General features: G+C 70.2%; 18 protein-coding genes. 13 read left to right on the forward strand and 5 right to left on the reverse strand.

The genetic code is table 11. From position 1 onward, the window contains the following. Positions 1 to 3 precede the first annotated feature (3 nt). The 8 genes from ACLQ2O_RS10855 to ACLQ2O_RS10890 all read left to right on the forward strand — a co-directional run bounded on the left by ACLQ2O_RS10855 (position 4) and on the right by ACLQ2O_RS10890 (position 12,077). Positions 4 to 2,328 carry a terpene synthase family protein gene (locus ACLQ2O_RS10855; RefSeq protein ID WP_425829913.1) on the forward strand — a complete coding sequence of 775 codons (2,325 nt, stop codon included), beginning with the start codon at positions 4 to 6 and terminating at the stop codon, positions 2,326 to 2,328. Then, positions 2,325 to 3,716, forward strand: a complete 1,392-nt coding sequence (locus ACLQ2O_RS10860; protein WP_425829915.1) for a family 2B encapsulin nanocompartment shell protein — start codon at positions 2,325 to 2,327, stop codon at positions 3,714 to 3,716. The genes ACLQ2O_RS10855 and ACLQ2O_RS10860 overlap by 4 nt, the downstream gene beginning before the upstream one ends. 10 nt (positions 3,717 to 3,726) lie before the next feature. Next, the gene (locus ACLQ2O_RS10865; protein WP_425829917.1) at positions 3,727 to 4,800 is read left to right on the forward strand and encodes a family 2 encapsulin nanocompartment cargo protein polyprenyl transferase; all 1,074 of its coding nucleotides are present in this window, start codon (positions 3,727 to 3,729) and stop codon (positions 4,798 to 4,800) included. Between the two features lie 12 nt (positions 4,801 to 4,812). Further along, positions 4,813 to 5,781, forward strand: a complete 969-nt coding sequence (ispH, locus tag ACLQ2O_RS10870) for a 4-hydroxy-3-methylbut-2-enyl diphosphate reductase (RefSeq protein WP_425829919.1) — start codon at positions 4,813 to 4,815, stop codon at positions 5,779 to 5,781. A gap of 17 nt (positions 5,782 to 5,798) precedes the next feature. After that, positions 5,799 to 6,887 (forward strand): flavodoxin-dependent (E)-4-hydroxy-3-methylbut-2-enyl-diphosphate synthase, encoded by a 1,089-nt coding sequence (gene ispG, locus ACLQ2O_RS10875; RefSeq protein WP_425830938.1) that lies wholly within the window; start codon positions 5,799 to 5,801, stop codon positions 6,885 to 6,887. Then, positions 6,884 to 7,651 (forward strand): hypothetical protein, encoded by a 768-nt coding sequence (locus ACLQ2O_RS10880; protein ID WP_425829921.1) that lies wholly within the window; start codon positions 6,884 to 6,886, stop codon positions 7,649 to 7,651. Before ispG ends, ACLQ2O_RS10880 begins: the two co-directional genes overlap by 4 nt. A gap of 165 nt (positions 7,652 to 7,816) precedes the next feature. After that, the gene (locus ACLQ2O_RS10885; protein ID WP_425829923.1) at positions 7,817 to 9,025 is read left to right on the forward strand and encodes a DUF6923 family protein; all 1,209 of its coding nucleotides are present in this window, start codon (positions 7,817 to 7,819) and stop codon (positions 9,023 to 9,025) included. A gap of 355 nt (positions 9,026 to 9,380) precedes the next feature. After that, entirely contained in the window at positions 9,381 to 12,077 is a 2,697-nt protein-coding gene (locus ACLQ2O_RS10890; RefSeq protein ID WP_425829925.1) for an ATP-binding protein, read from the forward strand. A gap of 94 nt (positions 12,078 to 12,171) precedes the next feature. Here ACLQ2O_RS10890 and ACLQ2O_RS10895 read toward each other — a convergent pair whose 3' ends face one another. Beyond that, complete coding sequence (locus ACLQ2O_RS10895; RefSeq protein ID WP_425829927.1) at positions 12,172 to 14,226, reverse strand: phosphocholine-specific phospholipase C; 2,055 nt, start codon at positions 14,224 to 14,226, stop codon at positions 12,172 to 12,174. A 201-nt stretch (positions 14,227 to 14,427) separates the two neighbouring features. Here ACLQ2O_RS10895 and ACLQ2O_RS10900 point away from each other — a divergent pair, with 201 nt between their 5' ends. Both ACLQ2O_RS10900 and ACLQ2O_RS10905 read left to right on the forward strand, forming a co-directional pair. Then, positions 14,428 to 15,243 (forward strand): amidohydrolase family protein, encoded by an 816-nt coding sequence (locus ACLQ2O_RS10900; RefSeq protein ID WP_425829929.1) that lies wholly within the window; start codon positions 14,428 to 14,430, stop codon positions 15,241 to 15,243. 29 nt (positions 15,244 to 15,272) lie between these two features. Further along, positions 15,273 to 15,992, forward strand: coding sequence for a histone deacetylase (locus tag ACLQ2O_RS10905; RefSeq protein WP_425829931.1), 720 nt, complete (start codon positions 15,273 to 15,275; stop codon positions 15,990 to 15,992). On the opposite strand, the gene ACLQ2O_RS10910 is transcribed toward ACLQ2O_RS10905, so the two are convergent. Both ACLQ2O_RS10910 and ACLQ2O_RS10915 read right to left on the reverse strand, forming a co-directional pair. After that, positions 15,928 to 16,374, reverse strand: a complete 447-nt coding sequence (locus tag ACLQ2O_RS10910; RefSeq protein WP_425829933.1) for a multidrug transporter — start codon at positions 16,372 to 16,374, stop codon at positions 15,928 to 15,930. The two genes, ACLQ2O_RS10905 and ACLQ2O_RS10910, sit on opposite strands and share 65 nt — an antisense overlap. Positions 16,375 to 16,426: 52 nt before the next feature. After that, on the reverse strand, positions 16,427 to 17,083 hold the full coding sequence (locus tag ACLQ2O_RS10915; protein ID WP_425829935.1) for a DUF2306 domain-containing protein: 657 nt from the start codon (positions 17,081 to 17,083) through the stop codon (positions 16,427 to 16,429). A gap of 114 nt (positions 17,084 to 17,197) precedes the next feature. Between ACLQ2O_RS10915 and ACLQ2O_RS10920 the strand changes: the two genes are divergently transcribed. Next, a complete protein-coding gene (locus ACLQ2O_RS10920) occupies positions 17,198 to 18,067 on the forward strand; it encodes a phosphotransferase enzyme family protein (protein WP_425829937.1) in 870 nt (289 codons plus the stop codon). A gap of 51 nt (positions 18,068 to 18,118) precedes the next feature. Here ACLQ2O_RS10920 and ACLQ2O_RS10925 read toward each other — a convergent pair whose 3' ends face one another. Further along, a complete protein-coding gene (locus ACLQ2O_RS10925) occupies positions 18,119 to 20,251 on the reverse strand; it encodes a M6 family metalloprotease domain-containing protein (RefSeq protein ID WP_425829939.1) in 2,133 nt (710 codons plus the stop codon). A gap of 189 nt (positions 20,252 to 20,440) precedes the next feature. Between ACLQ2O_RS10925 and ACLQ2O_RS10930 the strand changes: the two genes are divergently transcribed. After that, the gene (locus ACLQ2O_RS10930; RefSeq protein ID WP_425829941.1) at positions 20,441 to 21,799 is read left to right on the forward strand and encodes an NAD-dependent succinate-semialdehyde dehydrogenase; all 1,359 of its coding nucleotides are present in this window, start codon (positions 20,441 to 20,443) and stop codon (positions 21,797 to 21,799) included. Between the two features lie 84 nt (positions 21,800 to 21,883). Further along, on the forward strand, positions 21,884 to 22,726 hold the full coding sequence (locus ACLQ2O_RS10935) for a phosphotransferase enzyme family protein (RefSeq protein WP_425829943.1): 843 nt from the start codon (positions 21,884 to 21,886) through the stop codon (positions 22,724 to 22,726). Here the strand turns inward: ACLQ2O_RS10935 and ACLQ2O_RS10940 are convergent. Continuing rightward, positions 22,723 to 23,889 carry an MFS transporter gene (locus ACLQ2O_RS10940; protein ID WP_425829945.1) on the reverse strand — a complete coding sequence of 389 codons (1,167 nt, stop codon included), beginning with the start codon at positions 23,887 to 23,889 and terminating at the stop codon, positions 22,723 to 22,725. The genes ACLQ2O_RS10935 and ACLQ2O_RS10940 overlap by 4 nt on opposite strands. Position 23,890 lies beyond the last annotated feature (1 nt).

Below are 23,890 nucleotides of genomic sequence, written 5' to 3' on the forward strand. Positions count from 1 at the left end.
GGGATGAGAGTGCCGTCACCACCGGGAGCCGCCGCCCGGCTCGTCTCCCGCGTCGGGCGGGACGCGACAGACGAGCCGGGCGGCCCACCACCGGGGGCCAAGAAGCAGCCTTACCAACTCCCTGACTTCTACGTTCCTTACCCGGCGCGGCTGAACCCGCACCTGGAGCAGGCCCGTGAGCACAGCCGCGCGTGGGCGTACGCGTTCGACATGGTCGACGTACCCCAAGCAGGTAAGGCGATCTGGGACCTGCACGACTTCGAGTCCCACGACTACGCGCTGCTCTGCGCGTACACCCATCCGGACGCGAGCGCGGCCGCGCTCGACCTGGTCACCGATTGGTACGTGTGGGTCTTCTACTTCGACGACCACTTCCTCGAGCTGTACAAGAAGACCCAGGACACCGCCGGCGCGAAGGCGTACCTGGACCGGCTGAACGCGTTCATGCCGGTCGAGGGGCCGATCACCGAAACGCCGGAGAACCCGGTGGAGCGCGGTCTGGCCGATCTGTGGAACCGGACGATCCCGTCGATGTCGGCGGGGTGGCGGCGCCGGTTCGTGGACACGACGGAGGCGTTGCTGGCCGAGTCGCTGTGGGAGCTGTCCAACATCACCGCCGGCCGGCTGGCCAACCCGATCGAGTACGTCGAGATGCGCCGCAAGGTGGGCGGCGCGCCCTGGTCGGCGAACCTCGTCGAGTACGCCGTCCAGGCCGAAGTCCCGGACGAGGTCGCGCACCTGCGGCCGATGAAGGTGCTCAGCGACACGTTCTCCGACGCGGTGCACCTGCGCAACGACCTGTTCTCCTACCAGCGCGAGGTGGAGAAGGAGGGCGAGCTCAACAACGGCGTGCTGGTGGTGGAGCGCTTTCTCGGCTGCTCTCCGCAGCGGGCGGCCGATCTGGTGAACGACATCCTCACCTCGCGGTTGCACCAGTTCGAGAACACGGCGCTCACCGAGGTGCCGCCGTTGCTGGAGGAGCACGCTGTGAGTCCGCAAGGGCGGCTCGACGTACTGAGCTACGTGAAAGGCCTGCAGGACTGGCAGTCCGGTGGGCACGAGTGGCACCTGCGGTCGAGCCGCTACATGAACGACGGCGGCCAGGCGGCGACGCTCGGGCCGAGCGCGTTCCTGGACGGGCCGAAGGGCATGGGCACGTCCGCGGTCCGGATCTTGCAGTCGATGGTGACGTCGGCGCCGTACCGGATCCGGACGCACACGCACCGCCCGTACGAGGTGGTGGAGCCGTACACGCCGCCCGAGCTGTACATGCCGTACGAGGCCAAGATGAGTCCGCACCTGGACAGGGCGCGTTCCAATGTTCTCGAGTGGGGCGAGCGGGTCGGGATCACCGACGGCCTGGTGTGGGACCGGCACCTGCTCGAGATCGCCGACCTGGCGTTGTGTGCGGGCGGGATCCATCCGGACGCCGATCCGGATGCGCTGGACATCTCGACGCAGTGGCTGGCGTGGGGAACGTACGCCGACGACTACTACCCGGTCGTCTACGGCAGAACGCACGACCTGGCCGGCGCCAAGGCGGCCAACCAGCGGTTGTCGGCGCTGATGCCGCTGGACCTGAGCCCCGGGATCGTTCCGGTGAGCGGCCTGGAACGCGCTCTCTCGGATCTCTGGACCCGGACCGCGGGTCCGATGAGCCCCGAGGCCCGGAAGTCGTTCAAGGAAGCCATCGACTCGATGATCGACAGCTGGCTGTGGGAGCTGGCCAACCAGGCCCAGCACCGCATCCCCGATCCGGTCGACTACCTGGAGATGCGCCGGCGCACGTTCGGGTCGGACCTGACGATGAGCCTGTGCCGGATCGGCCACGGCCGGTCCGTTCCACCGCGGATCTACCGGACCCGGCCGATCCGCGCCCTGGAGAACGCGGCCGCGGACTACGCGTGCCTGCTGAACGACGTGTTCTCGTACCGCAAGGAGATCCAGTACGAGGGGGAGCTGCACAACGGCGTGCTGGTCGTCCGGAACTTCCTGGACTGCGACCTGCAGACCGCGTTCACGACCGTGAACGCGCTGATGACGGCCCGGATGAAGCAGTTCGAGCAGCTGGTCGCGGTCGACCTGCCGGTGCTGTTCGACGACCACGACCTCGACGACGACGCCCGGCGCGTGCTCACCGGGTACGCCGAGGAGCTGCAGAACTGGATGTCCGGGATTCTCGTCTGGCACGCGGGCTGCGGCCGGTACGACGAGGCGGAGCAGCTGCACATCCCGCGCAAGGTGCTCGGCAGGACTGCCGGGTTGGGTCAGTCGGCGCTGCGGATCCCGCGGCCGGCCGGTACGAAGCGACTGGAGGGTGCATTGTGACGACGTCCGACACCGAAGCCAAGCCGCAGCTCAGCCTGGGCACCGCGGCGGCGCGGCAGCTGGCGAGCACGACCAAGTCCGTCCCGCAGATGCAGGGCATCTCGCCCCGCTGGCTGCTGCGGATCCTGCCCTGGGTGGAGACCAAGGGCGGCGCGTACCGGGTGAACCGCCGGACCAGCTTCGCGATCGGCGACGGCCGGCTCAGCTTCTCGGTCACCGGCGCCGACGTCCGGGTGATCCCGCAGGAACTGACCGAGCTCCCGCCGCTGCGCGACCTGGCCGACCCGGACCTCCTGCAGGAGCTGGCGAACCGCTTCGGCGTGGAGGAGTACGAGCCGGGCTACGCGCTGACCGAGTTCGGCAGCCGGATCGACGACGTCCTGTTGCTGGCCCACGGCAAGATCAGCAAGGTCGGTGTCGGCCGGTACGGCGACGGGACCGACCTGGGCACCGCGGCCGACGGCGACTACCTGGGCGAGCAGCTGTTCCTCGACCCGCCGGAGAGCATCTGGGAGTACACCGCCCGGACGACGACCCGGTGCACGGTCCTGCGCCTCACGCGACAGTCGCTCGACGAGCTCAAGGACCGCTCCGAGACGCTGCGGGGCTACCTGGACGACGTCCGGTCCCGGCCTCGGCCGGCGCAGAACAAGAACGGAGAGGCGGAGATCGCGCTCTCCTCGGGCCACACCGGCGAGGACGACCTGCCCGGGACGTTCGTGGACTACGACCCGTCGCCCCGGGAGTACGAGCTGAGCGTCGCGCAGACCATCCTGCGGGTGCACACGCGGGTGTCCGACCTCTACAACCACCCGATGAACCAGACCGAGCAGCAGCTGCGGCTGACCATCGAGGCGCTCCGCGAGCGCCAGGAGCACGAGCTGATCAACAACCGCGACTTCGGGCTGCTGCACAACGTGGACTTCAAGCAGTGCCTGTACCCGCGCAGCGGTCCGCCGACCCCGGACGACTTCGACGAGCTGCTCACCCGGCGGCGCAAACCGCGGGCGCTGCTGGCGCACCCGCGGGCGATCGCGGCGTTCGGCCGGGAGTGCACGAAGGCCGGCGTGTACCCGGAGAACACCCTCGTCGAGGGACAGCGCGTGCAGTCCTGGCGCAGTGTCCCGATCCTGCCCTGCAACAAGATCCCGATCAACGCCGACAACACGACGTCGGTGCTGGTGCTGCGGACCGGGCTCGAGGACGAGGGCGTCGTCGGACTGCGTCAGACCGGGTTGCCGGACGAAGTGGAGCCGGGCCTGAACGCCCGGTTCATGGGCATCAACGAGAAGGCGCTCACGTCGTACCTGGTCAGCACCTACTACTCCGCCGCGGTCCTGGTCCCCGACGCCCTCGGCGTCCTCGAGCACGTCGAACTCGGCGGATGAGGAGCGCGCGATGACAACAGTCGAGCAGACCGGTCCGTCGACGGACCCACCGGTGCAACGCCTGCAGAGCAAGGAGATCCCGGCCCAGCAACTGCTGGCCTGGTCGCGGGACCAGGTCGAGCCGGCGCTGCGGGAAGCGGTCGGAAGGATGCCGCTGACAACGCAGCGGATCACCAACTACCACTTCGGCTGGGAGGACGAGGACGGTACGCCGACCCGCGCGGACGGCGGGAAGGCGCTCCGCCCGGCGCTCGCCCTGCTCGCCGCCCAAGCGGTCGGCGGTACGCCGACCGACGGCGTCCCGGCGGCTGTGGCGGTCGAGCTGGTGCACAACTTCTCGCTCCTGCACGACGACGTGATGGACTGCGACACGACCCGCCGGCACCGGCCGACGGCGTGGACGGTCTTCGGGCTCGGTCCGGCGATCCTCGCCGGCGACGCCCTGCTCAGCCTGGCGTTCGACGTACTGGTTGCCAGTGGCCACCCTGCCGCTGACGAGGCCGCGAAGACGCTGGGCCAGGCCGTGCAGGAACTGGTCGAGGGGCAACTGGCCGACGCGCACTTCGAGACCAGGAACGAGGTCGCGCTCTCCGAGTGCGTCCGGATGGCGCAGCTGAAGACCGGCGCGCTGCTCGGTTGCTCGACCGCGCTCGGAGCGTTGCTCGGCGGAGGCCGGCCGGAACAGGTCGACCACCTGCGGCTGTTCGGTGAGGACCTCGGTCTCGCCTACCAGTACGTCGACGACCTGCTCGGGATCTGGGGCGACCCCCGAGTCACGGGCAAGCCGGTCCACTCCGACCTGCGGCGGCGCAAGAAGTCCCTGCCCGTCGTCGCCGCGCTGAGCTCGGGAACGGACGCGGGCCAGGCACTGGCCGAGCTGTACGGCGGCACGCACGACCTGTCCGACGACGAGTTGGTCCGCGCGGCGGACCTGATCGAGCACGCCGGATCGCGCTCTCAGAGCCAGGCCCAGGCCGACGCCTTGCTCACGGCCGCGCTGGGGGAACTGCGGTCGGCGGCGACCGGGCGGCCGGCGGACGACCTGGAGCGGCTGGCGCGATTGGCGACCCGCCGGGACCGATGAGTTGGGGGAGCTATGCCGAAACGCACTGCGGGAGCCGGTGATCCGGAGCCACCGCGCACCATCCTGCTCGCCTCGCCCCGGTCGTTCTGTGCCGGTGTCGAGCGGGCGATCGAGATCGTCGAGGTCCTGCTCGAGCAACGCCGGCCACCGGTCTACGTGCGCAAGCAGATCGTCCACAACAAGCACGTGGTGGCCGACCTGGAGAGCCGCGGGGCCGTGTTCGTCGAAGAGTTGGACGAGGTTCCGGACGGGGCGACCGTCGTGTTCTCGGCACACGGCGTGGCGCCGTCGGTCCGTACCGAAGGGGAGCGGCGCGGGCTCGACGTGGTCGACGCGACCTGCCCGCTGGTGACGAAGGTGCACGCCGAGGCCCGCCGGTACGCCGCGCGCGGCGACACCGTCGTACTGATCGGGCATGCCGGGCACGAGGAGGTCGAGGGCACGATGGGGGAGGCGCTGGAGCAGACGGTGCTGGTGGAGAGCGTCGAGGACGTCGCGGCGCTGGAGGTCGAGGACCCCTCGCGGGTGTCGTACCTGACCCAGACCACGCTGGCGGTCGACGAGACGACGGCGATCCTCGATGCCCTGCGCAACAAGTTCAAGGCGCTGCGGGGACCGGACTCCGCGGACATCTGTTACGCGACCACCAACCGGCAGGAGGCGCTGGGAGCGCTCTCCGAGGAGGCCGACCTGGTGCTCGTGGTCGGGTCGGTGAACTCGTCCAACTCGGTGCGCCTGGTCGAGCTCGCCGAGCGCCGGGGCACTCCGGCGTACCTGATCGACGACGCTTCCGGCGTCCGGGAGGAGTGGCTGGACGGCGTCGAGGTGATCGGGCTGACCGCCGGAGCGTCGGCACCGCCGCGGCTGGTCGAGGGCGTGATCGCGGCACTCCGTGAACGCGGGCCGGTCGAGGTGGTCGAGCGGGAAGTCGCCCAGGAGACCATTCACTTCACGCTGCCGGTGGCGGTGAGGAACCCGTGACCGCGGTCTCGCTGGGGATGCCGGCGCTTCCCGTCGTACGGCGGAAGTCGCGGCAGGTGATGGTCGGGTCGGTGCCGGTCGGCGGTGGCGCGCCGGTGTCGGTGCAGTCGATGACGACCACGCCGACCGCCGACGTGAACGCGACGCTGCAGCAGATCGCCGAGCTGACGGCGGCGGGCTGCCAGATCGTGCGGGTCGCCGTCCCGTCGCAGGACGACGCCGACGCGCTGCCCGAGATCGCCAAGCGGTCGCAGCTGCCGGTGATCGCCGACATCCACTTCCAGCCCAAGTACGTGTACGCCGCGATCGACGCGGGCTGTGCCGGTGTTCGGGTGAACCCGGGCAACATCCGCAAGTTCGACGACCAGGTCGCCGGGATCGCGCGGGCGGCGTCGGCGGCCGGCGTACCGATCCGGATCGGCGTGAACGCGGGGTCGCTGGATCAGCGGCTGCTGGTGAAGCACGGCAAGGCGACGGCGGCCGCGCTGGTCGAGTCGGCGCTGTGGGAGTGCTCGCTGTTCGAGGAGCACGGGTACCAGGCGTTGAAGATTTCGGTGAAGCACCACGACCCGTTGGTGATGATCGCTGCGTACCGGGAGCTCGCCCGGCGGTGCGACTACCCGTTGCACCTGGGCGTGACCGAGGCGGGGCCGTTGCTGCAGGGAACGATCAAGTCGGCCGTCGGTTTCGGCGTACTGCTTGCCGAGGGCATCGGAGACACGATCCGGGTGTCGCTGTCCGCGCCGGTGGTCGAGGAGGTCAAGGTCGGCTCGCAGATCCTGGAGTCGTTGGGGTTGCGGCCACGGACCTTGGAGATCGTCTCGTGCCCGTCGTGCGGGCGGGCGCAGGTCGACGTCTACACGCTGACCGAGAAGGTCGCGGCGGCCTTCGAAGGGTTCCCGGTGCCGTTGCGGGTCGCGGTGATGGGGTGCGTCGTGAACGGGCCCGGAGAGGCCCGGGAGGCCGATCTCGGGGTCTCGTCGGGCAACGGGAAAGGACAGATCTTCGTCCGGGGTGAGGTGGTCCGGACGGTGCCGGAAAGCCGAATCGTGGAGGCGCTGCTCGAGGAGGCGCTGGCCCGCGAGTGGGGAGGTTTGGACGCATGACGATGACCATCAGTGGTCTGTTCTGGGTGGTCGGGCTGATGCTGGTCACCGCCGTCCTGGCGGTGATCCTGCGCAAGGCCCGGCAGAAGTTCGGCCGGGAGGCGAACAACGAGGTCGCCGGCCAGGTGTTCACGATCGTCGGCGGGGTGAACGTCGTGGTCGCGGCGTTCGTGCTGATCTCGCTGTTCGACGCGACCGACAGCGCCGACGAGAACAACTACCAGGAGGCGAACTCGCTGGTCGCGGTCCAGTGGGCCAGCGACTCGCTGGCCGAGCCGGCGCGCACGAAGATCGGTGAGCTGACGCAGGCCTACGCGACCGAGGTCGCCGAACAGGAGTGGCCGGACCTGCGGTCCGGTACGCCGGTGAGCGATCGGGGCTGGGAGCTGCTGACCCAGCTGCAGAACCAGATCGAGGGCGTGCCGACCAAGAGCGACCGCGAGGAGGACAGCCGCGTCGAGGCGTCGACGCAGCTGTGGAACGTGTACCAGGCACGGCAGGTGCGGCTGAACTCCGCCGGGAGCGGCGTGAGCGCGGTCGTCTGGTTCGCGATCCTGGTCGGCAGCGTGATGTCGATCGGGCTGATGTTCATGTTCGGCGGCCCGGGCGTCTACTCGTACGCCGTGATCGTGTCGATGCTGTCCGGGGCGATCGCGCTGCTGCTGTTCGCGATCTACCAGCTGCAGAACCCGTTCAGCGGCGGAGCGAACATCGGTCCGGACGCGTTCGTGGCAGCGCTCTCGCGTCTCAGCCGCGGGGGATGAGTGCGGATGCGAGGGGGAATCGAGGGAGTGGGACCGGGCGCTCCGATCCCGGCCAGCCGGCTGCGCCGGCGGCCTCGGGGAGCCCGGCCCTTCCACCGGCGCGCCCAGCGGGGTGGGGCGTTGGTGGTGGCGGCGGGGCTTGCGGTTGCGCCTGCTGTGCTGGTGGTGGACGAGTCTTCGGCTGAGGCTTCCTGCTCGGTGCTGCAGGTGGACTCGAGTGGGCCGACCTCGCTGTCCCGGTTGCGGCGGGTGGAGTTGCCGTCCGGGCGGGTCAGCGAGCTGGGTAAGCTCGGGTACCAGGTCGATGCCATGGGCTACTCGCGAGGGCAGGACCTCGTCTACGGGATCGCGTCGCGGGACCGGCACGGGTGGTTGCACCGGAAGCCGCACCTGGTGTCGATCACCCGGAACGGAACTGTCAAGGATCTGGGTGAGGTACGACGTGGGGTCGGCGGGATCGCGGATCCGGTCGCGGGAGCGGTCTCCGGCAACCGGCTCTACCTGCGGGACGCGCTGCGGCTCTACACGCTGGACATCGACCCGGACAGTCCGACGTACAAAAGTGTGCTGCGGGTGGTGCGGCTGAAGACGCTGATCGGGACGTTGACGCTGGACGACTTCGCGGTGGACCCGTCGAACGGGCTGCTGTACGGCGTGTCCACGCTGGGGATCGGGTCGGCGAAGATCGTCAGCATCGATCCGGGCAGCGGGGTGATGCGGGCGGTCGCGACCGTCCGGGGCGTGCCGTCGATCGCGTCGTACAGCTCGGTGGTGATGTCGGGGAGGACGCTGTACGCCGTGCACACGCACCCGGGGCTGAAGAGCCGGCTGGTGCGGATCTCGCTGTCCGGGGACGCGCGGGAGGTGAGCTCGTTGCCGTCGGCCTGGAGCAGCGACGCTGCTGGTTGCCTTCAGCAAGTAGCTGCGCCGCCGCCTCCTCCGCCGCCGCCACCCCCGCCGCCTCCACCTCCGACGCCGACGCCTCGGCCGCCGAAGGTGACGCCGAAGCCGCCGGCTCCGCCGAAGACTGTTCGGCCGCCGATTCCGCGGCCGCCTGCGCCGACGCCCACGCCTCGACCGTCCACCCCTCGGCCGACACCGTTGCCTTCGCCAACGCCGAGTCCTACCCCGACTCCGACGGAGGCGATCGAGTTGCCGGTGCCGCCGACGCCGACTCCCATGCCGACCCCGACGCCCAGGCCGGAGCCGCCGGAGGCGACGCCGCCCGTGATCAGCGTGGCGCCGCGGATGGCGTCGGTCCCGGAGGACGAGGACCGGACCGTGCAGGTGCTGCGCCGGTGGTCGATGGCGACGCTGCTGGTGATCCTGAGCAGCGGTGCGGCGATGGCCGCTCAGCGCCGGATGCGCCGATGAGGAGGTACCGGGCGACCGGATGCGCCGGCGAGGAGGAGGTGCCCGGCGGCCGGACGCGCCGATGAGGAGGAGGTGCCCGACGGCCGGCTTCCTCCGACGGCCGGCCGGCGGCTCGGCCTCCCGGGGCCGATCTGCGACCGGGTCGCGTGAGGCGATGGTCCACCGGGAGATTGAAGGTGAAACCGGCTCAGTTCGACTGGGGGTCGGCGGTGCTCGGAAACAGGGAGCGGTCACACTATGTGCGTGATGCGGTTGACTGAGAGTAGTTTGAACGAAACAAACGGCCACCGGGCCGCCGTACGGACACGGAGGGTGGCCACCGGCCGCCCGGCTGGGTCGTACTAGGCGAGTGGCGGTGCGTCGGGCGAGCGGGGACCGGCCGGAGGGTCCGCGGCTGGTCGGGAGGGAACGCGAGACGCGGCTGCTCCGGGCCGCGCTGGCGGCGGCGCCGAGTCTGGTGCTGGTGGTCGGAGAGGCAGGGACCGGGAAGAGCAGGCTCGTCGACGAGCTCGCGCGGGACCACCCGGCGCGATGGCTGACAGGTCAGTGTCATCCGGTGCAGGACCAGGCGCCGCTGACTCCTGTGCTCGAGGCGCTGGCTCCGGTGCTGGACGCGCGACCGGGGACCGGTACGCCGTGGCGTGGCGAGCTGGTCCCGGGGATGCGGCACTCGGTGTTCGCGCGGGTGACCGAGGTGCTCGGCTCGCTCGGGCCGGCGGTGCTGTTCATCGAGGACCTGCACTGGGCCGATCGCGGGACGCTGCAGCTGCTGCGGTTCCTGGCGAGCCGGTTGCCACGGGAGGTTCGGCTGGTGGGCACGTACCGGCCGGAGGACACGCGATCGGCGGGGGAGATCACGGCTCTGGCGGGCTGCGTTCGGGCCGGGACGCGGACGGCCGAAGTGCGGGTGCAGCCGTTGCCTGCGGTCGCCGTACGGGAGATGGCTGGGCAGTTGCTGGGTGTGGATGCGTTGCCGGAGGCGTTGGCCGGTGAGTTGTTCGAGCGGACGGGTGGGTTGCCGTTCGTGGTGGAGGAGTTTCTGCGGGATGTGCAGGTCGGACCGGACGGGCTGATCTCGGCGGTGGAGCGCGCTCTGGCCGAGACCCGGGCGCCGGTGGCGTTGCGGGCCTCGGTGACGATCAAGCTGGAGCAGGTGACCGAGGCGTGCCGACGGGTGGTGTGGGCGGCCGCCGTACTGGATTCTCCCGCGTCGGACAGCTTGATCGGTGCGGTGGCCGAGGTGCTGGGGATGCAGCTGACCGAAGCGGTCGACGTCGCGCTGGCGCGCGGGTTGCTGGGGCAGGTGCGGCCGGGGCTGTACGACCTGCGGCACGCGCTGGCGCAGCGGGCGGTGTACGAGACGATCCCGCCGGACGAGTTGCGGCGGTTGCACCGGCGAGCGGCTGAGGCGTTGGCCGCTCGGGAGCCGGGGGCTCATGCGCGGATCGCGGACCACTCGCGGCGCGGTGGGTTGATCGACGTGTGGTTGGCGCAGGCCGAGCTTGCCGCGGGGCAACTCGTTGCGGCCGGAGAGGCGGAGAGCGCGATCTCGCAGTTGCTGGAGATGCTGCGGATCGAGGTGCTGCCGTGGGCGGACCGGGCGCGGTTGGCGACGCGGCTCGGGCACGCGGCGGTCGAGTCGTCGCTGTGGTCCGAGGCGATGGTCGCGATCCGGATGGTGCTGGACGAGGCGCTGAGGCCGAGCGCGGATCGGGGACGGTTGCGGCTGGCGTTGGGGGTGTTGCTGCACGATCGGGCGGGGGAGTTCGGTACGGCGCGGCGCGAGCTCGCGGGGGCGATCGCGGAGCTCGGGCAGGACCCGGCGAGCGCGGCCTGGGCGATGTCGGCGCTGGCGGTCCCGACGTCGGGGACGGAGGAGATCGCGGAGCATCGCGCGTGGATGCACCGGGCGTCGCGGCTGCTGGGGGAGGCCGGTGAGGATCTTCGCGCCGGGCGTGATCGGTCGGCCGGACCGGCCGACGACGGCGAGAACCTGCGGGGTGGAAGCGCCGGGGTGATGGTGCGGCGGAACCGGGGCCGGTTGGGACTGGCGTTGGGGGATCTGTCGGAGACGGACGAGTCGGCGTACTCGGCTCGTGGGCTCTTGTGGTTGGGGCACGATCGGCGGAGTGCGGCGTTGCCGGCCGGGGTGGGGACGCGGTTGTGGCAGGCGTGGCTGGCGGGGGACTGGGAGTTGCTGCCCGAGAGGTTGCTGAGGGCAAGGGCTGTGGGGGAGTCGGCGCCGTTGGTGCAGGCGGAGCTAGACCTGGTTGCCGGGCGCATGTGGTTGGCCCGCGGAGATGTTGCCGGGGCCAAGGAGTTGTTGCTGTCGGTGGGTGGAGAGCTGCCGGTGCGAGCGGCGGCGTTGGCGACCGTCGGACGGTTGCATCTTGCGGCCGAGCAGGGCGGCGCGGCGCTGGGGGCGATCGAGGAGTTCGTGGAAGTTGTCCGGCGCAAGGACGGGTGGGCCTGGGCGAGTGAGTTCGTGGCAACGACTTGTCTGGCGCTGGATGCGGTGGGGCGGCGAGAGGATGCGGTCGGGCTGCTGACCGAGTTCGAGGCCGGGTTGGTCGGGCGGGACGCTCCGGCGTCGGTTGCCGCGGGCAAGTTGGTGCGGGCGTTCGTGGTCGGTGACCTCGGGTTCGACGAGGCGGCGTCGGCGTACCGGGCCATCGGCCGGCCGTACGACGAGTGCCTGGCGCTGGAGGAGAAGGCGCGGCGGGCGCTCGACGTCGGGGACTCGGCGCAACTGGTCGCGCTGGCGGCGACGTACGAGAAGTTCGGGGCTCGGTGGGACGCGCGCCGCTGTCGGGACGCCTTGCGGGAGGCCGGGGTCGCGGTCACGTCGCGGCGGGGGCGGCGGGGGTACGGGAACGCGCTCTCTCCGCGGGAGACGGAGGTCGCGCGGCTGGCGGCCCAGGGGCTCAGCAACAGCCGGATCGCGGCCGAGCTGTCGGTGTCGGTGAGCACGGTCGAGGACCACCTGACCAACGCCATGCGCAAGCTGAAGATCAGGTCCCGCCACGAACTGGGCCCGCTGGTGAATCCGTAGTGGTCCGGCAGGGATCGCCTTGATCTACGGGCGCTGGGGCTGAGGCCGGTGCCGGACCCGCCGCACAACGTTGGGGTTGTGCGGCGGGTGAGGGTCAGCGGGTGTGGATGCCGGGGTCGGACAGGCTCGGCTTGCCGGTCTCCACGTGGCCGGCGAGGCGGCGGTGCCAGGCGTCGTCGGCGGTGCTGGTCAGCTCCACGTCGTACCAGCTGTGGCTGTGGTGGAGGTCGACGGTGTACTTGGCCGACGTACCGGCGCGGACCTTGAGCTGCTTCGGCTGCCCGCCGTAGGAGTTGGTGACGGTCACGTGGTGGTCGACGGCCGCCGAGTTGGTGATCGTCAGGTCGAGGTCGCCGGTCCGCGCGTTGTGGCGGGCCTTCACCTCCGGGCCGGGCACGGGCTTGCCGCGGAAGGTTCGCAGGAAGCCGTTCGGGCCATAGACGTCCAGGTCGTAGACGCCGTGCGAGTACGTCGTGTTCCAGCTGTCGGCGAGCGTCTTGCCGGCGCCCGTGGTGTAGGTCCACGGCCCGTCGGTGCGGTTCGGCGCCGCGACGTGGAACTGCGCGGCCGCCTCCGGCCCGGACTCGAAGGAGAGCGTGTACTTGCCCGTGCTCGGCGTCACGCTGCCGTCGACAAAAGGTGCGTACGGCAACGGCCGCGTCTTCCGGCTGCCACTCTCCTGGACCGGCAGCTTGCCGACCGCTGGCGGTGTCGGCTTGTAGTCCGGGTGCCGGTCGCCGTCCGGCGGCTGGTACGACGAGGTGTCGGGCAGCCGGGCCGGCCGGGTCTGCTCGGTGCCGAAGTCGAACGCCGAGGTGAGGTCGCCGCAGATCGCGCGCCGCCAAGGCGAGATGTTCGGCTCTTTCACGCCGAACCGGCGTTCCATGAAGCGGATCACCGAGGTGTGGTCGGAGACCTCGGAGTTGACGAACCCTCCGGTGCTCCACGGCGACACGACCAGCATCGGGACGCGCTGCCCGAGCCCGTACGCGCCGGCGGCGTACTTGCTGCTGCCGGCGTACAGGTCGGGGCCGACGGCAACGGTTGAGAGGCCCTGGTTCGCCGAGGACGGCGGGAACGGCGGGACGACGTGGTCGAAGAAGCCGTCGTTCTCGTCGTAGGTGACGAAGAGTGCCGTCCTGCTCCACACCTCGGGGTTCGAGGTGAGCGCGTCGAGGACCTGGGAGATGTACCAGGCGCCGTAGTTGGCCGGCCAGTTCGGGTGCTCGGTGAACGCCTCCGGCGCCGCGACCCAGGAGATCTTCGGCAGCTTGTTCGCCCTCACGTCGGCGCGCAGCCGGTCGAACAGACCGTCGCCGGCGGCAACGTTCGTCCCGGTCCGGGCCTTGTCGAACAAGGGGTTCCCGGGTTGCGCGTTGCGGTACTTGTTGAAGTAGAGCAACGAGTTGTCGCCGTAGTTGCCGCGGTAGGCGTCGTCGATCCAGCCCCAGCTGCCGTCGGCGTCGAGGCCGTCGCCGACGTCCTGGTAGATCTTCCAGGAGACTCCCGCGCGCTCCAGGCGCTCGGGGTACGTCGTCCAGTCGTAGCCGGCCTCGTCGTTGCCGAGCACCGGGCCGCCGCCGGTCCCGTCGTTACCGGTGTACCCGGTCCACAGGTAGTACCGGTTCGGGTCGGTCGAGCCCATGAACGAGCAGTGGTAGGCGTCGCAGATCGTGAACTTGTCGGCCAGCGCGTAGTGGAACGGGATGTCCTCGCGGGTCAGGTAGGCCATCGTGGTCGCGGTCTTGGCCTGGATCCACCGGTCGTACTTCCCGTTGTCGACCGCGTCGTGCGCGTCGCCCCAGCTGTGCGCGAGATCCTGGATGAACTGCAGGCCGAGGTCGTTCACCTGCGGCCGGAACGGCAGGACCTCGCGGGCGCCGTCGGACTGGTGCCAGACCGACTTGCCGTTCGGCAGGTTCACCGGGCGCGGGTCACCGAAGCCGCGTACTCCCTGCAGGGAGCCGAAGTAGTGGTCGAAGGACCGGTTCTCCTGCATCAGGACGACGATGTGCTCGACGTCCTCGATGGTGCCGTGCCGGCGGTGCGCCGGGATCGCGGCAGCGGTCTCGATACTGCTCGACATCGCGGCCAGGGCGGCGGTGCCCCCGGCCATCTGCAGGAACCTGCGACGGTTGACTTCAGCCATGCTGCATCTCCTTGTGGGCGGTCGGATCGGAGTTTTCACCATCAGCACTGCGTCGCAGACACCCGCTCACGAACAGTCGAAGGACGGCACGTGAACGAGCGCCGCGCAGGACGGTACGCGCGGAACTGTCCGTTAACAAGATTAAACGTGCAGTGAATTGCAGAGCTGCCGGTCGGCCTGTCGGTGGGTACGGTGAGATCCGTGGAGATCGTCGACGCGTGGATGCAGCACCCGACCGAGCGAATGATGGCCCAGGACTGGCTCGCCTCGCTACGGCGGTGGGTCGGGACCGAGGAGGTGTCGACCGCGCTGCCGCTGGAGCGCACGATCGCGGCGATGGACGCCGGCGGTGTGACCACCGGGCTGATCAGCGCCTGGTATGCACCCGTTGGACCGCTCGTCTCGAACGACGAGGTCGCGGACTTCGTCGCGCAGTACCCGGATCGCCTGGTCGGTGTCGCGTCGGTCGACCTGCGCGAGCCGATGAAGGCGGTCCGCGAGCTGCGGCGCGCGGTGAGAGAGCGCGGTCTGCGTGCTCTCCGGGTGGTCCCGTGGCTGTGGGGTCTGCCGCCGAACGACCGGCGCTACTACCCCCTGTACGCCGAGTGCGTGGAGCTGGGGATCCCGTTCTGCACGCAGGTCGGGCACACCGGCCCGCTGCGCACCTCGGAGACCGGGCGGCCGATCCCGTACCTGGACGACGTCGCACTGGAGTTCCCGGAGCTGACGATCGTTGCCGGGCACATCGGCTACCCGTGGACCGGCGAGATGATCGCGCTGGCGACGAAGTACCCGAACGTGTACATCGACACGTCGGCGTACACGGTCCGTCGGTACCCGCCGGAGCTGGTCGCGTACCTGCGGACGAACGGCCGGCGCAAGGTGCTGTTCGGGACGAACTACCCGATGATCACCGCGGAGAAAGCGCTGTCCGGCGTGGAGTCGTTGGAGCTGGACGCCGAGGCCACCGAGCTGTTCCTGAGCGGAAACGCGCGGCGGGTCTTCGGGCTGGACTGATGGGGGATCCGAGTGACGGGGGAGCGCACGTGCGTCGGGTCGCGGGGGCGAGTGCTGATCGCAGCGGTGGAGCCGAGCTGGTCTGGTACGTCGCCTACGGCTCCAACCTCGCGAGCGGACGGTTCCGGAGCTACCTCGCGGGCGGTCGCCCGACTGGTGGCCGGCGGGTGTACCCAGGGTGCAGGGATCCGAGGGAGCCTGCGCAGGTCGCTGCCGTCGAGGTGCCCGGCGGGCTGGTCTTCTCCGGCGAGTCGGCGGTGTGGGGCGGCGGTCGGGCGTACTACGACCTGGCCGCGCCGGGAGTTGTTGCCGGGCGCGCCTATCTGCTGACGGCGGAGCAGCTCGGCGATGTCGCCGCGCAGGAGATGTACCGAGAGCCAGGAAGCGCTTTCGCACGCGAGCTCGCCGGTGTGCTGGGTGAGGTCGAGTCGGTGCGGGTGATGGGGCCGGGCCGGTACGAGACGGTCGCGCGGGTGGGGGAGCGGGACGGCGTACCGATGTTCACCGTGACGGACGTCGACGCGGGGGATCTAGAGCCGTCCGCGCCGAGTGCTGCCTACCTGTGGTGGATCGCGGCCGGCCTGCGGGAGTCGCACGGGTGGGATGCGGCGCGGGTCGCCGAGTACCTGAGCGAGGCCCGCGGCGTCGAGGGAGCGTGGTCTCGGAACGAGCTCGCGGAGATCGCTAGCGCCGAAGGTCCCGCCACAGGTGGGCACGCGCCAGGCGCCCGGTCCGGAACAGCCGACTGAGATCCGCGCGGTTGTCGTACATGAGCTGCCAGTGGAAGTAGTTGACGTACTCAGCCGCCGCGAGCAGCAGGAGGACGACGCCGGCGACGTACTCGGAGAGCGGGCTGGTGAGGGCCGAGGCCACCAGCACCGCGGCCGCCACGACGACGAGCGCGCAGAGCACGCGGAGCCGGCGGAAGGTGTCGGCCCGCGGCAGGCGGGACAGGCCCGCGCGCACCTGCCCGAGCTTGACCGTCCAGTACGACGCTCCGACGACGAGCAGGATCGCGGTGGCGGCGTACCCGGCGACGTTGCCGACGGTGCGCGGCGCGTCCAGCGCGAAGAAGACGAACCAGCCGATCAGCGCGATGTTGACGATCTCGAGCACGGCGAGAGAGCGCATTCTCGACGCGATCCTGGGCCGGTGCATCCGGGCATTCTCGCTGACGGTGCGGTCATCCCGGTGGCTGGGGTGTCGTCCGGATCCACCACTCGGCGAAGGCCGCGTGCAGCGCGAAGGCCAGCCAGAAGGCGACCGCGAACGCGTCGGGGAAGTCGAGCCAGCCGGCCGCTGTGAACACGTAGACCCAGATCCGGATGGTGCCGACGCCGATGCCGACCGCGAAGGCGCGGATCATCCAGCGCCGGTGCCGTACGACGTCGTCGCGGCGGATCGCCCGGAACGCGCTCACCAGGCAGACCAGGAACCACAGGCCGAAGACCACCGAGGCGCTCGCCTCGCCCGGGCCGCCGTACGGGTGGAGGACGCCGAAGACGATCGCGAACACACCGCCGATCAGGGCGCAGCTCAGCAGGACCCGCCCGAGCCGCCGGTGCAACGAGTAGTGCCGCGAGCGGATCCGGTACGCGAGCTGGACCGGAGCGCCGATCAGGTAGACGATCGCCGGCGCGATGTGCAGGTAGGCGAGCCACGGGTGCGCGACGTACTCGCGATGGATCTCGTCGGTCGGCATCGTGCCGTTCACGAGATGCGGTACGTCGTGCAGCAACCGCGCCACCGCGAACGCCAGCACGATGCCCGCCAGCAGGACGATCACGCTCTGGACGACGCGCAGCCGGCTCCGCCCCAGCTGCACTCCGGTCTGCGCCATCCCTGCCTCCCACCTGGACCCAGCAACTCGTCTGACGCTACGGACGCGCCCTTTCAGCGCCCTGTCGCGAGAAAACCGTTCGGACTGCGGCGTGACAGGAGGCAGGATGACGGGATGGACGACCTGCTGAACGCGTGGGGGCTGGCCGGTGCCGTCGTGCGGCCGGTGGGGATCGGCACGAACAACACGAGCTACTTCGTGGGGGACGAGTTCGTGCTGCGGGTGCACCTGAACGCGGGGTTGCCGGAGTACGAGCACGCCGTGCTGCGCGGCCTGGGAGAGCTGTCGTTCGCCGTACCGGAACCGGTGGTGACCGGGGACGGGCGGACGTGGGTGCCGTACGGCGACGGGGTCGCGAGTCTGTGCCGGCGGATTGCGGGGGAGCACCCGACGCGGTCGGACGTGCGGCAGGCCGAGGCGTGCGGGCGGGCGCTCGGGGAGTTGGACGTCGCGCTGGCGGCTTTGCAGGGACTACCTGCGCGGAAGATGTGGAACGGCGACCTGACGCAGGTGCATCCGCTGGTGCCGGATCCGGCGCAGCTGGCGGAAGACGTGCCCGGCGTGGGGGAGGTGCTGGCGCGGATCCGGCCGCGGGACGACCTGCCGGTGCAGGTGATCCACGGGGACTTCGCGGCGGGCAACGTGCTGGTCGTGGGAGAGCGCGTCACCGGGATCCTGGACTTCGAGTTCGCCGGGCCGGGATACCGGGCGATGGACCTCGAGACCGGACTGTGGAGCTTCGACCGGGACGAGTGGGCGACCCCGAAACCCTGGCCGGTCAGCGACGCGTTCCGGCGCGGGTACTTCGAGCGGCTGCCGTTGACCGACGGCGAGATCGCGGCGCTGCCGTGGTCGCAGGTGGTGCGGGAGGCAACGAGTTTCGTGCACTGGTCCGGTCGCTACCGCGCCGGGCTCACGCCGTACGACGACTTGCTGGCGCGCGGGGAGCGGCTGCTGCAGGTCGCCGATGCGCTCAGATGGTGATGACGAGCTTGCCGCGGCCGGGCGGGGATCCCCGCCCGGCCTTCTTGCGAACTACTTGGCCAGGGTCAGGCAGCTGGTGGTGGACTTCTTGGTGGGGTCGGACTCGGAGGTGGCGGTCAGGGTGACCTTGCCGAGGGCGGCCGAGCGGCCGTCGTACTTGGCCTGGACGGGGACGGCGACGCTGGCGCCGGCCTTGGCGGTGGTGAGGGCGTTGGGGAGGTTGACCGACCAGCCGCGGCCCTCGACCTTGGCGGTGAGGCGGTAGACGTCGCTGTTCAGGTACTTGCTGACGTCCTCGGGGTGCTGGCCCTGGGCGGTGGCCGCCTTGCCTGTGTTGGTGAGCGGGAAGTTGCAGGTCGCGAAGCCGGCGCGGCCGGGGAGGCCGACCGTGGGCAGGAGCCGGACGCCGCGCTTGGCGGGGCCGTTGCCGTCGAGGGAGCGGACGGCGACGGTGTACGACAGGATGCCCTTCTTGTCACGCTTCACGTTGGTGACGTAGAAGTGCAGCCGGTTCGCCTGGTCGACGTACTCGTACTCGCTGCCGGAGTTGGTGCCGGCGTGGAAGAGCGCGTCGGACAGCTGCCGGTAGTCGCCGACCGTGATCGGGACCTTGGTGCCGTCGGGCAGGACGTAGTCGGTCATGTTGATGTCCTGCGGGTTGGCGTCGATCACCCACTCGAAGGGTGCGCGGTCCTGGTCCTTGGTCTTGGCCAGCAGTACGCCGGAGTCGGGCGTGAACGAGTCCGTGCCCATCCGGTCGACGACCTCGACCGTGTAGTTCTGGTAGCCGCGGCCGTCGCACAGCGGGTCGGTGTTGGTGTCGCACGCCGGTGCGAGGTCACCGCCGCCGAGCGTGATGTTGACGCCGGACAGGCCGGTCGCGCCCGGCTGCGCGACGCGCGCGGTCACGTCCGCGACCACGACACCGGACTGCGCGAGCGCCGCCCGGTCGAGCCGGAGCACGTTCTGCTCGTCGACCATCTCGAGCTTGATCTTGTTCCGCAGCATGTGCTGCGCGCCCATCGACGCGCCGCCGGTCGCGGGGATCATCCAGCGGCTGTGTGGACCACCCGGGCCGTTGAAGCTGCCGCGGCTGAGCATCTCCCAGACGCCGGTGTACGCCCGTCTGGCTGGTACGCCGTACGGGTTGTTGTAGTTGTCACCGATGCCCAGGATGTGGCTGAACTCGTGCGCGAAGACGCCCATCCCGGAGCTCTCGGCCTGCGTCGACGAACCGCCGCCGGCGTTCGGCCAGATCGACGAACCGGCCTGCCAGGACGTCCAGTCGACGTATCGGGTGTCGGACCAGTTGCGCTGCTCGGGGACCGGCCCGCCGAACTCCTCGGTGACCTCTTCCTTGGTCGGGAACTTCATCATCCCGAACTCCTGCCAGGTGGACGACTCGTCCTGCCCGGCGCTGAGGAAGAACACGAAGTCGAACCCGGCCGGGACCTCGACGCCCTGGTCGGCGACCCAGGCGGCGCGGCCGTCGGCGCGGATGTCCTTCGAGCAGTCGGAGCCGGCCGGGCAGTCCTCGTCGGCCTGGAACTCCATCGCGTACTCGTAGGACTTGCCGGGCATCTTGTACGGGCCGAAGGCGTCCAGCTCGACGCCGTACCGGCCGCCGGAGTCCTCCATCCAGTACTCGTGCAGGGTGTGGCCCCGGTTGAGGTCGCCGGGCTTGTTGAGGAAGTCGTGGTAGAACTGCGCGACCTGGTCCCGCGGTACGCCGTTCGCCTCGGCGCTCGGGTTGCCGAACGGTGTCGAGTTCTTCGGCTGGGTGATGACGAAGTCCTTGTCCGGGTAGTCGACCAGGACAAGCGCGCCCTTGAAGGTCCGGTCCGAGCCGGTCTTCGAGGGGTCGGCCCAGTTGGTACCGGGCGGCTTCTTGTAGTCCGACCACGTCATGTGGTCGGGGTTTTCCCAGTTCTGCGGGTCGATCGGGGCGCCGAAGTTTCCGGTGCCGCTGGTCGGGCCGGCGAGGCGGTTGGCGGCGGGAGCCGGCTGCGACTGCTGCCACGGCTGCTGCTGCGGCCAGTGGTCGAACTGCCAGGCGTTGGCGGGGTCGGGCTGGTCGGCGACGGTGGCCGGCGCGGGGGACGCGAGGGCCACTGCCGCGACCGCCGCTGCGGCGAGCACGGTCACCAGCCGCAGGACAGGACGGGACTTGCGTTGAACGGGCACGGGCGGTATCCGATCGACGATGGGCGGGGATTCCTGCCCAAGCATGCCCTGTTCGACGCTGTAGCGAACAGGAGTGATCTGCGGGTTTTCCCCTGTCTTACGAATCTGAGATGACTGTATACAGTATGTAGAGAAGTCGTTAGCCTGTGCTCTTGCGCACTGTCGTAGAGAACGGAGGACTCGTCCCCCATGTACTCAGTCACTGACCCGGCGACGGGTGAACTGGTCGAGGAGATCGAGAACGCCAGCGACGAGCAGGTCCGGGCCGCGATCGGGCGGGTGCACGCCGGGTTCTCGGCCTGGCGGCGACGGCCGGTGGCCGAACGGGCCGCGATCGTCGCCCGGGCCGCGGAGCTGTTCGCCGAGCGGGCCGACGAGCTGGCGGCGATCATGACGCTGGAGATGGGCAAACGGATCAACGAGGGCCGCGGCGAGGTCGGCATCGTCGTCGACATCTTCAAGTACTACGCCGAGCAGGGCCCGGCGCTGCTCGCCGACGAGCCGCTGACCATCAAGAGCGGCAACGCGGTGATCACCAAGGAGCCGATCGGCGCGCTGCTCGGTGTGATGCCGTGGAACTTCCCGATCTACCAGGTGGCCCGCTTCGTCGCGCCCAACCTGGTGCTCGGCAACACGATCCTGCTCAAGCACGCCTCGATCTGCCCGCGGGCGTCGGTCGCGATCGAGCAGATCCTGTACGACGCCGGCGTACCGGACGACGCCTACGTCAACGTGTTCGCGTCCAGCCGGCAGGTGCCGTGGATCCTGGCCGACCCGCGGATCGTCGGTGTGTCGCTGACCGGCAGCGAGGCGGCCGGGATCTCGGTGGCGGCCGAGGCGGGCAAGAACCTGAAGAAGACCGTGCTGGAGCTCGGCGGGTCCGACCCGCTGATCGTGCTCGACACCGACGACCTGGACGAGACCGTCAAGGCGACCGCGACGGCCCGGATGCGCAACTGCGGCCAGTCCTGCAACGCGCCGAAACGGATGATCGTGCTCGCCGACCTGTACGACGAATTCGTCGACAAGCTGACCAAGCGGATCTCCGAGTACTACGTGGCCGGCGATCCGGCCGACCCGAAGACGACGCTGCCGCCGCTGGCCTCGGTCGCGGCCGCGGACGAGGTCGCCGGGCAGGTCGCGACGGCGATCGAGCAGGGCGCCACGCTGCGCACCGGCGGGCACCGGATCGGTCCGGGCGCGCATCTCGAGGCGACCGTGCTGACCGACGTCACCCCGGAGATGGACGCCTACCGCGACGAGATCTTCGGCCCGGTGGTCCTGGTGTTCAAGGCCGGGACCGAGGAGGAGGCGATCGCGATCGCCAACGACTCGCCGTTCGGGCTGGGCGCGAGCGTGTGGGGCACGGACGCCGAGCGCAACACGCGGGTGGCCCGGCAGATCGAGGCGGGGATGGTCTACCTGAACAGCGCGGGCGGGTCGCAGGCGGACCTGCCGTTCGGTGGGATCAAACGCTCGGGCATGGGCCGGGAGCTCGGCCCGGCGGGCATCGAAGAATTCATGAATAAGAAAAGCATTCGCTTGTGAGCTGAGCCGGGGCCGCCCTCACGGCCCCGGCCTGCTGTCGAAAAGCGTGTGCTTGATTCGCCGGTCGCGGGAGATGATCGGTGGGTGGCGGACGGACAGTGGCAGCGGGTTCAGCGGTTGGATGCGGAGTGGGCCGCGGGGGAGCTTGAGCGGCTGGCGGGGGTGACGCTGGTGGTCGAGGGGCCGTGTGGCGGTGGTGAGGTCGGAGCCGCGTTCGTGCGGTGGGAGGACGGGCGGCGGTCGGTGCTGAAGTGGCGGCCCGACATCCGGCTGGAGGAACTGGAGCGCGGGCCGCTGGCAGTTGTCGACGTACTGCGGGAGGCGGGATACCCGGCGCCCCGGACCGAGTTGGCCGTGCAGGTCGGTACGGCGGTGGTGACCGTGCAGGAGTTGATGCCGGGGGCAACCGTCGCCGAGCTGACGCCCGAGCTGCTCGATCAAGTACTGGTGCTCAACGAGTTGCAGGCCGGTCGATTGGCCGGCTCGGCTGTGCCCCAGCTGCCTTTGTACTTGCAGACCGACGGACCGGGGTTCTGTTTCCATGAGCCGCTGAAGCAGCGCGACGCGCGGACGGCGGCTTTGGAGCGGCGGATTGCCGCTGTGGAGCTGGAGACGTTGGTGGGCGATGACGCGATCCACGTCGACTTCCACCCGGGGAACCTGTTGCAGACCGACGGGCGGATCACCGGAGTGATCGACTGGGACGGCGCCGGACGGGGGCATCGCGGGTTCGACCTCGTGACGCTGCGGTTCGGCGTCCGGGGTCCGATCACCGAGCGGCTCGACGGGCTGCTGGACGAGTTGCCGTACGACGTACTGCGGGCTGCCTGGGCGCACATGAGTCTGCGGATGGTGGACTGGGCGATCCGGCACTTCCCGGCCGGCGAGGTCGACTACTGGGTCGACCTCGCCGAACAGCGGATCTAGGCAGGGACAAGCTCCGGGGAGCGGCGCCGGTCCAGGGCGCCGGAGATCAGCGCCAGCACGAGCGCGCCGACGGCCATCGCGGCCCCGGCCCAGTTGGTTGCCGCGTACCCGTACCCGGCGGCGATCACCACCCCGCCAAGCCAAGCGGCCAGCGCGTTCCCCAGGTTGAAGGCGCCGATGTTGACCGCCGACGCGACCGTCGGGGCCGACGAGGCGCTGGACAGCGTGCGCAGCTGTAGCGGCGGCGTGGTGGAGAACGCGAACCCGCCGAGCAGGAACAGCGTGATGATCGCCGGCACCGCCCGGTGCACGGTGAACCCGAAGACTACCAGGATCAGCGCGAGCAAGCCGAGCGAGGTGTACAGCGTCGGCCTCAGCGCGCGGTCGGCGAAGCGCCCGCCGAGCAGGTTCCCGAAGACCATGCCGATCCCGAACAGCACCAGCAACCACGAGATCGCGCTCTCCGGCAGCCCGGCCTCCTCGGTCATCATCGGCGCGATGTAGGTGAACGACGCGAACACGCCACCGAAGCCGAGCACCGTCGTACCGACCGCGAGCCAGACCTTCACGCTGCGGAACACGGCGAGCTCCGCGCGCAGGTTCCCACCCGCGGGACGCGCGAGCTCGGGGACCAGGGCCGCGATCCCGATCAGGCCGATCACGCCGAGCCCGGCGACCACCCAGAACGTCGCGCGCCAGCCGAGGCCCTGGCCGATGAAGGTGCCCATCGGGACGCCGAGCACGTTCGCGACGGTGAGGCCGGTGAACATCAGCGCGATCGCGCTCGCCTTCTTCTCCGGCTTGACCAGGTCGGAGGCGACCACCGCGCCGACGCCGAAGAACGCGCCGTGGCACAGCGCCGTGACGACCCGGCCCGCCATCATCACGCCGTACGACGGCGCCAGCGCGGACAGGATGTTGCCCGCGACAAAGATGGCCATCAGCAACAGCAGCAGCTGCTTGCGGCGCATCCGGTTGCCCAGGGCGGTCATCGGCAGGGCTCCGACGGCAACGCTCAGCGCGTACCCGGTGATCAGCCAGCCGGCCGCCGGGATCGAGACGTCGAACGCGGTCGCCACCTCGGGCAGCAGCCCGGCGATGACGAACTCGGTGGTGCCGATCCCGAACGCGCCGATGGCCAGCGCGAGCAGAGCGAGCGGCATG

The organism is Kribbella sp. DT2 (assembly GCF_049844575.1).
Classification (GTDB): Bacteria; Actinomycetota; Actinomycetes; order Propionibacteriales; family Kribbellaceae; genus Kribbella.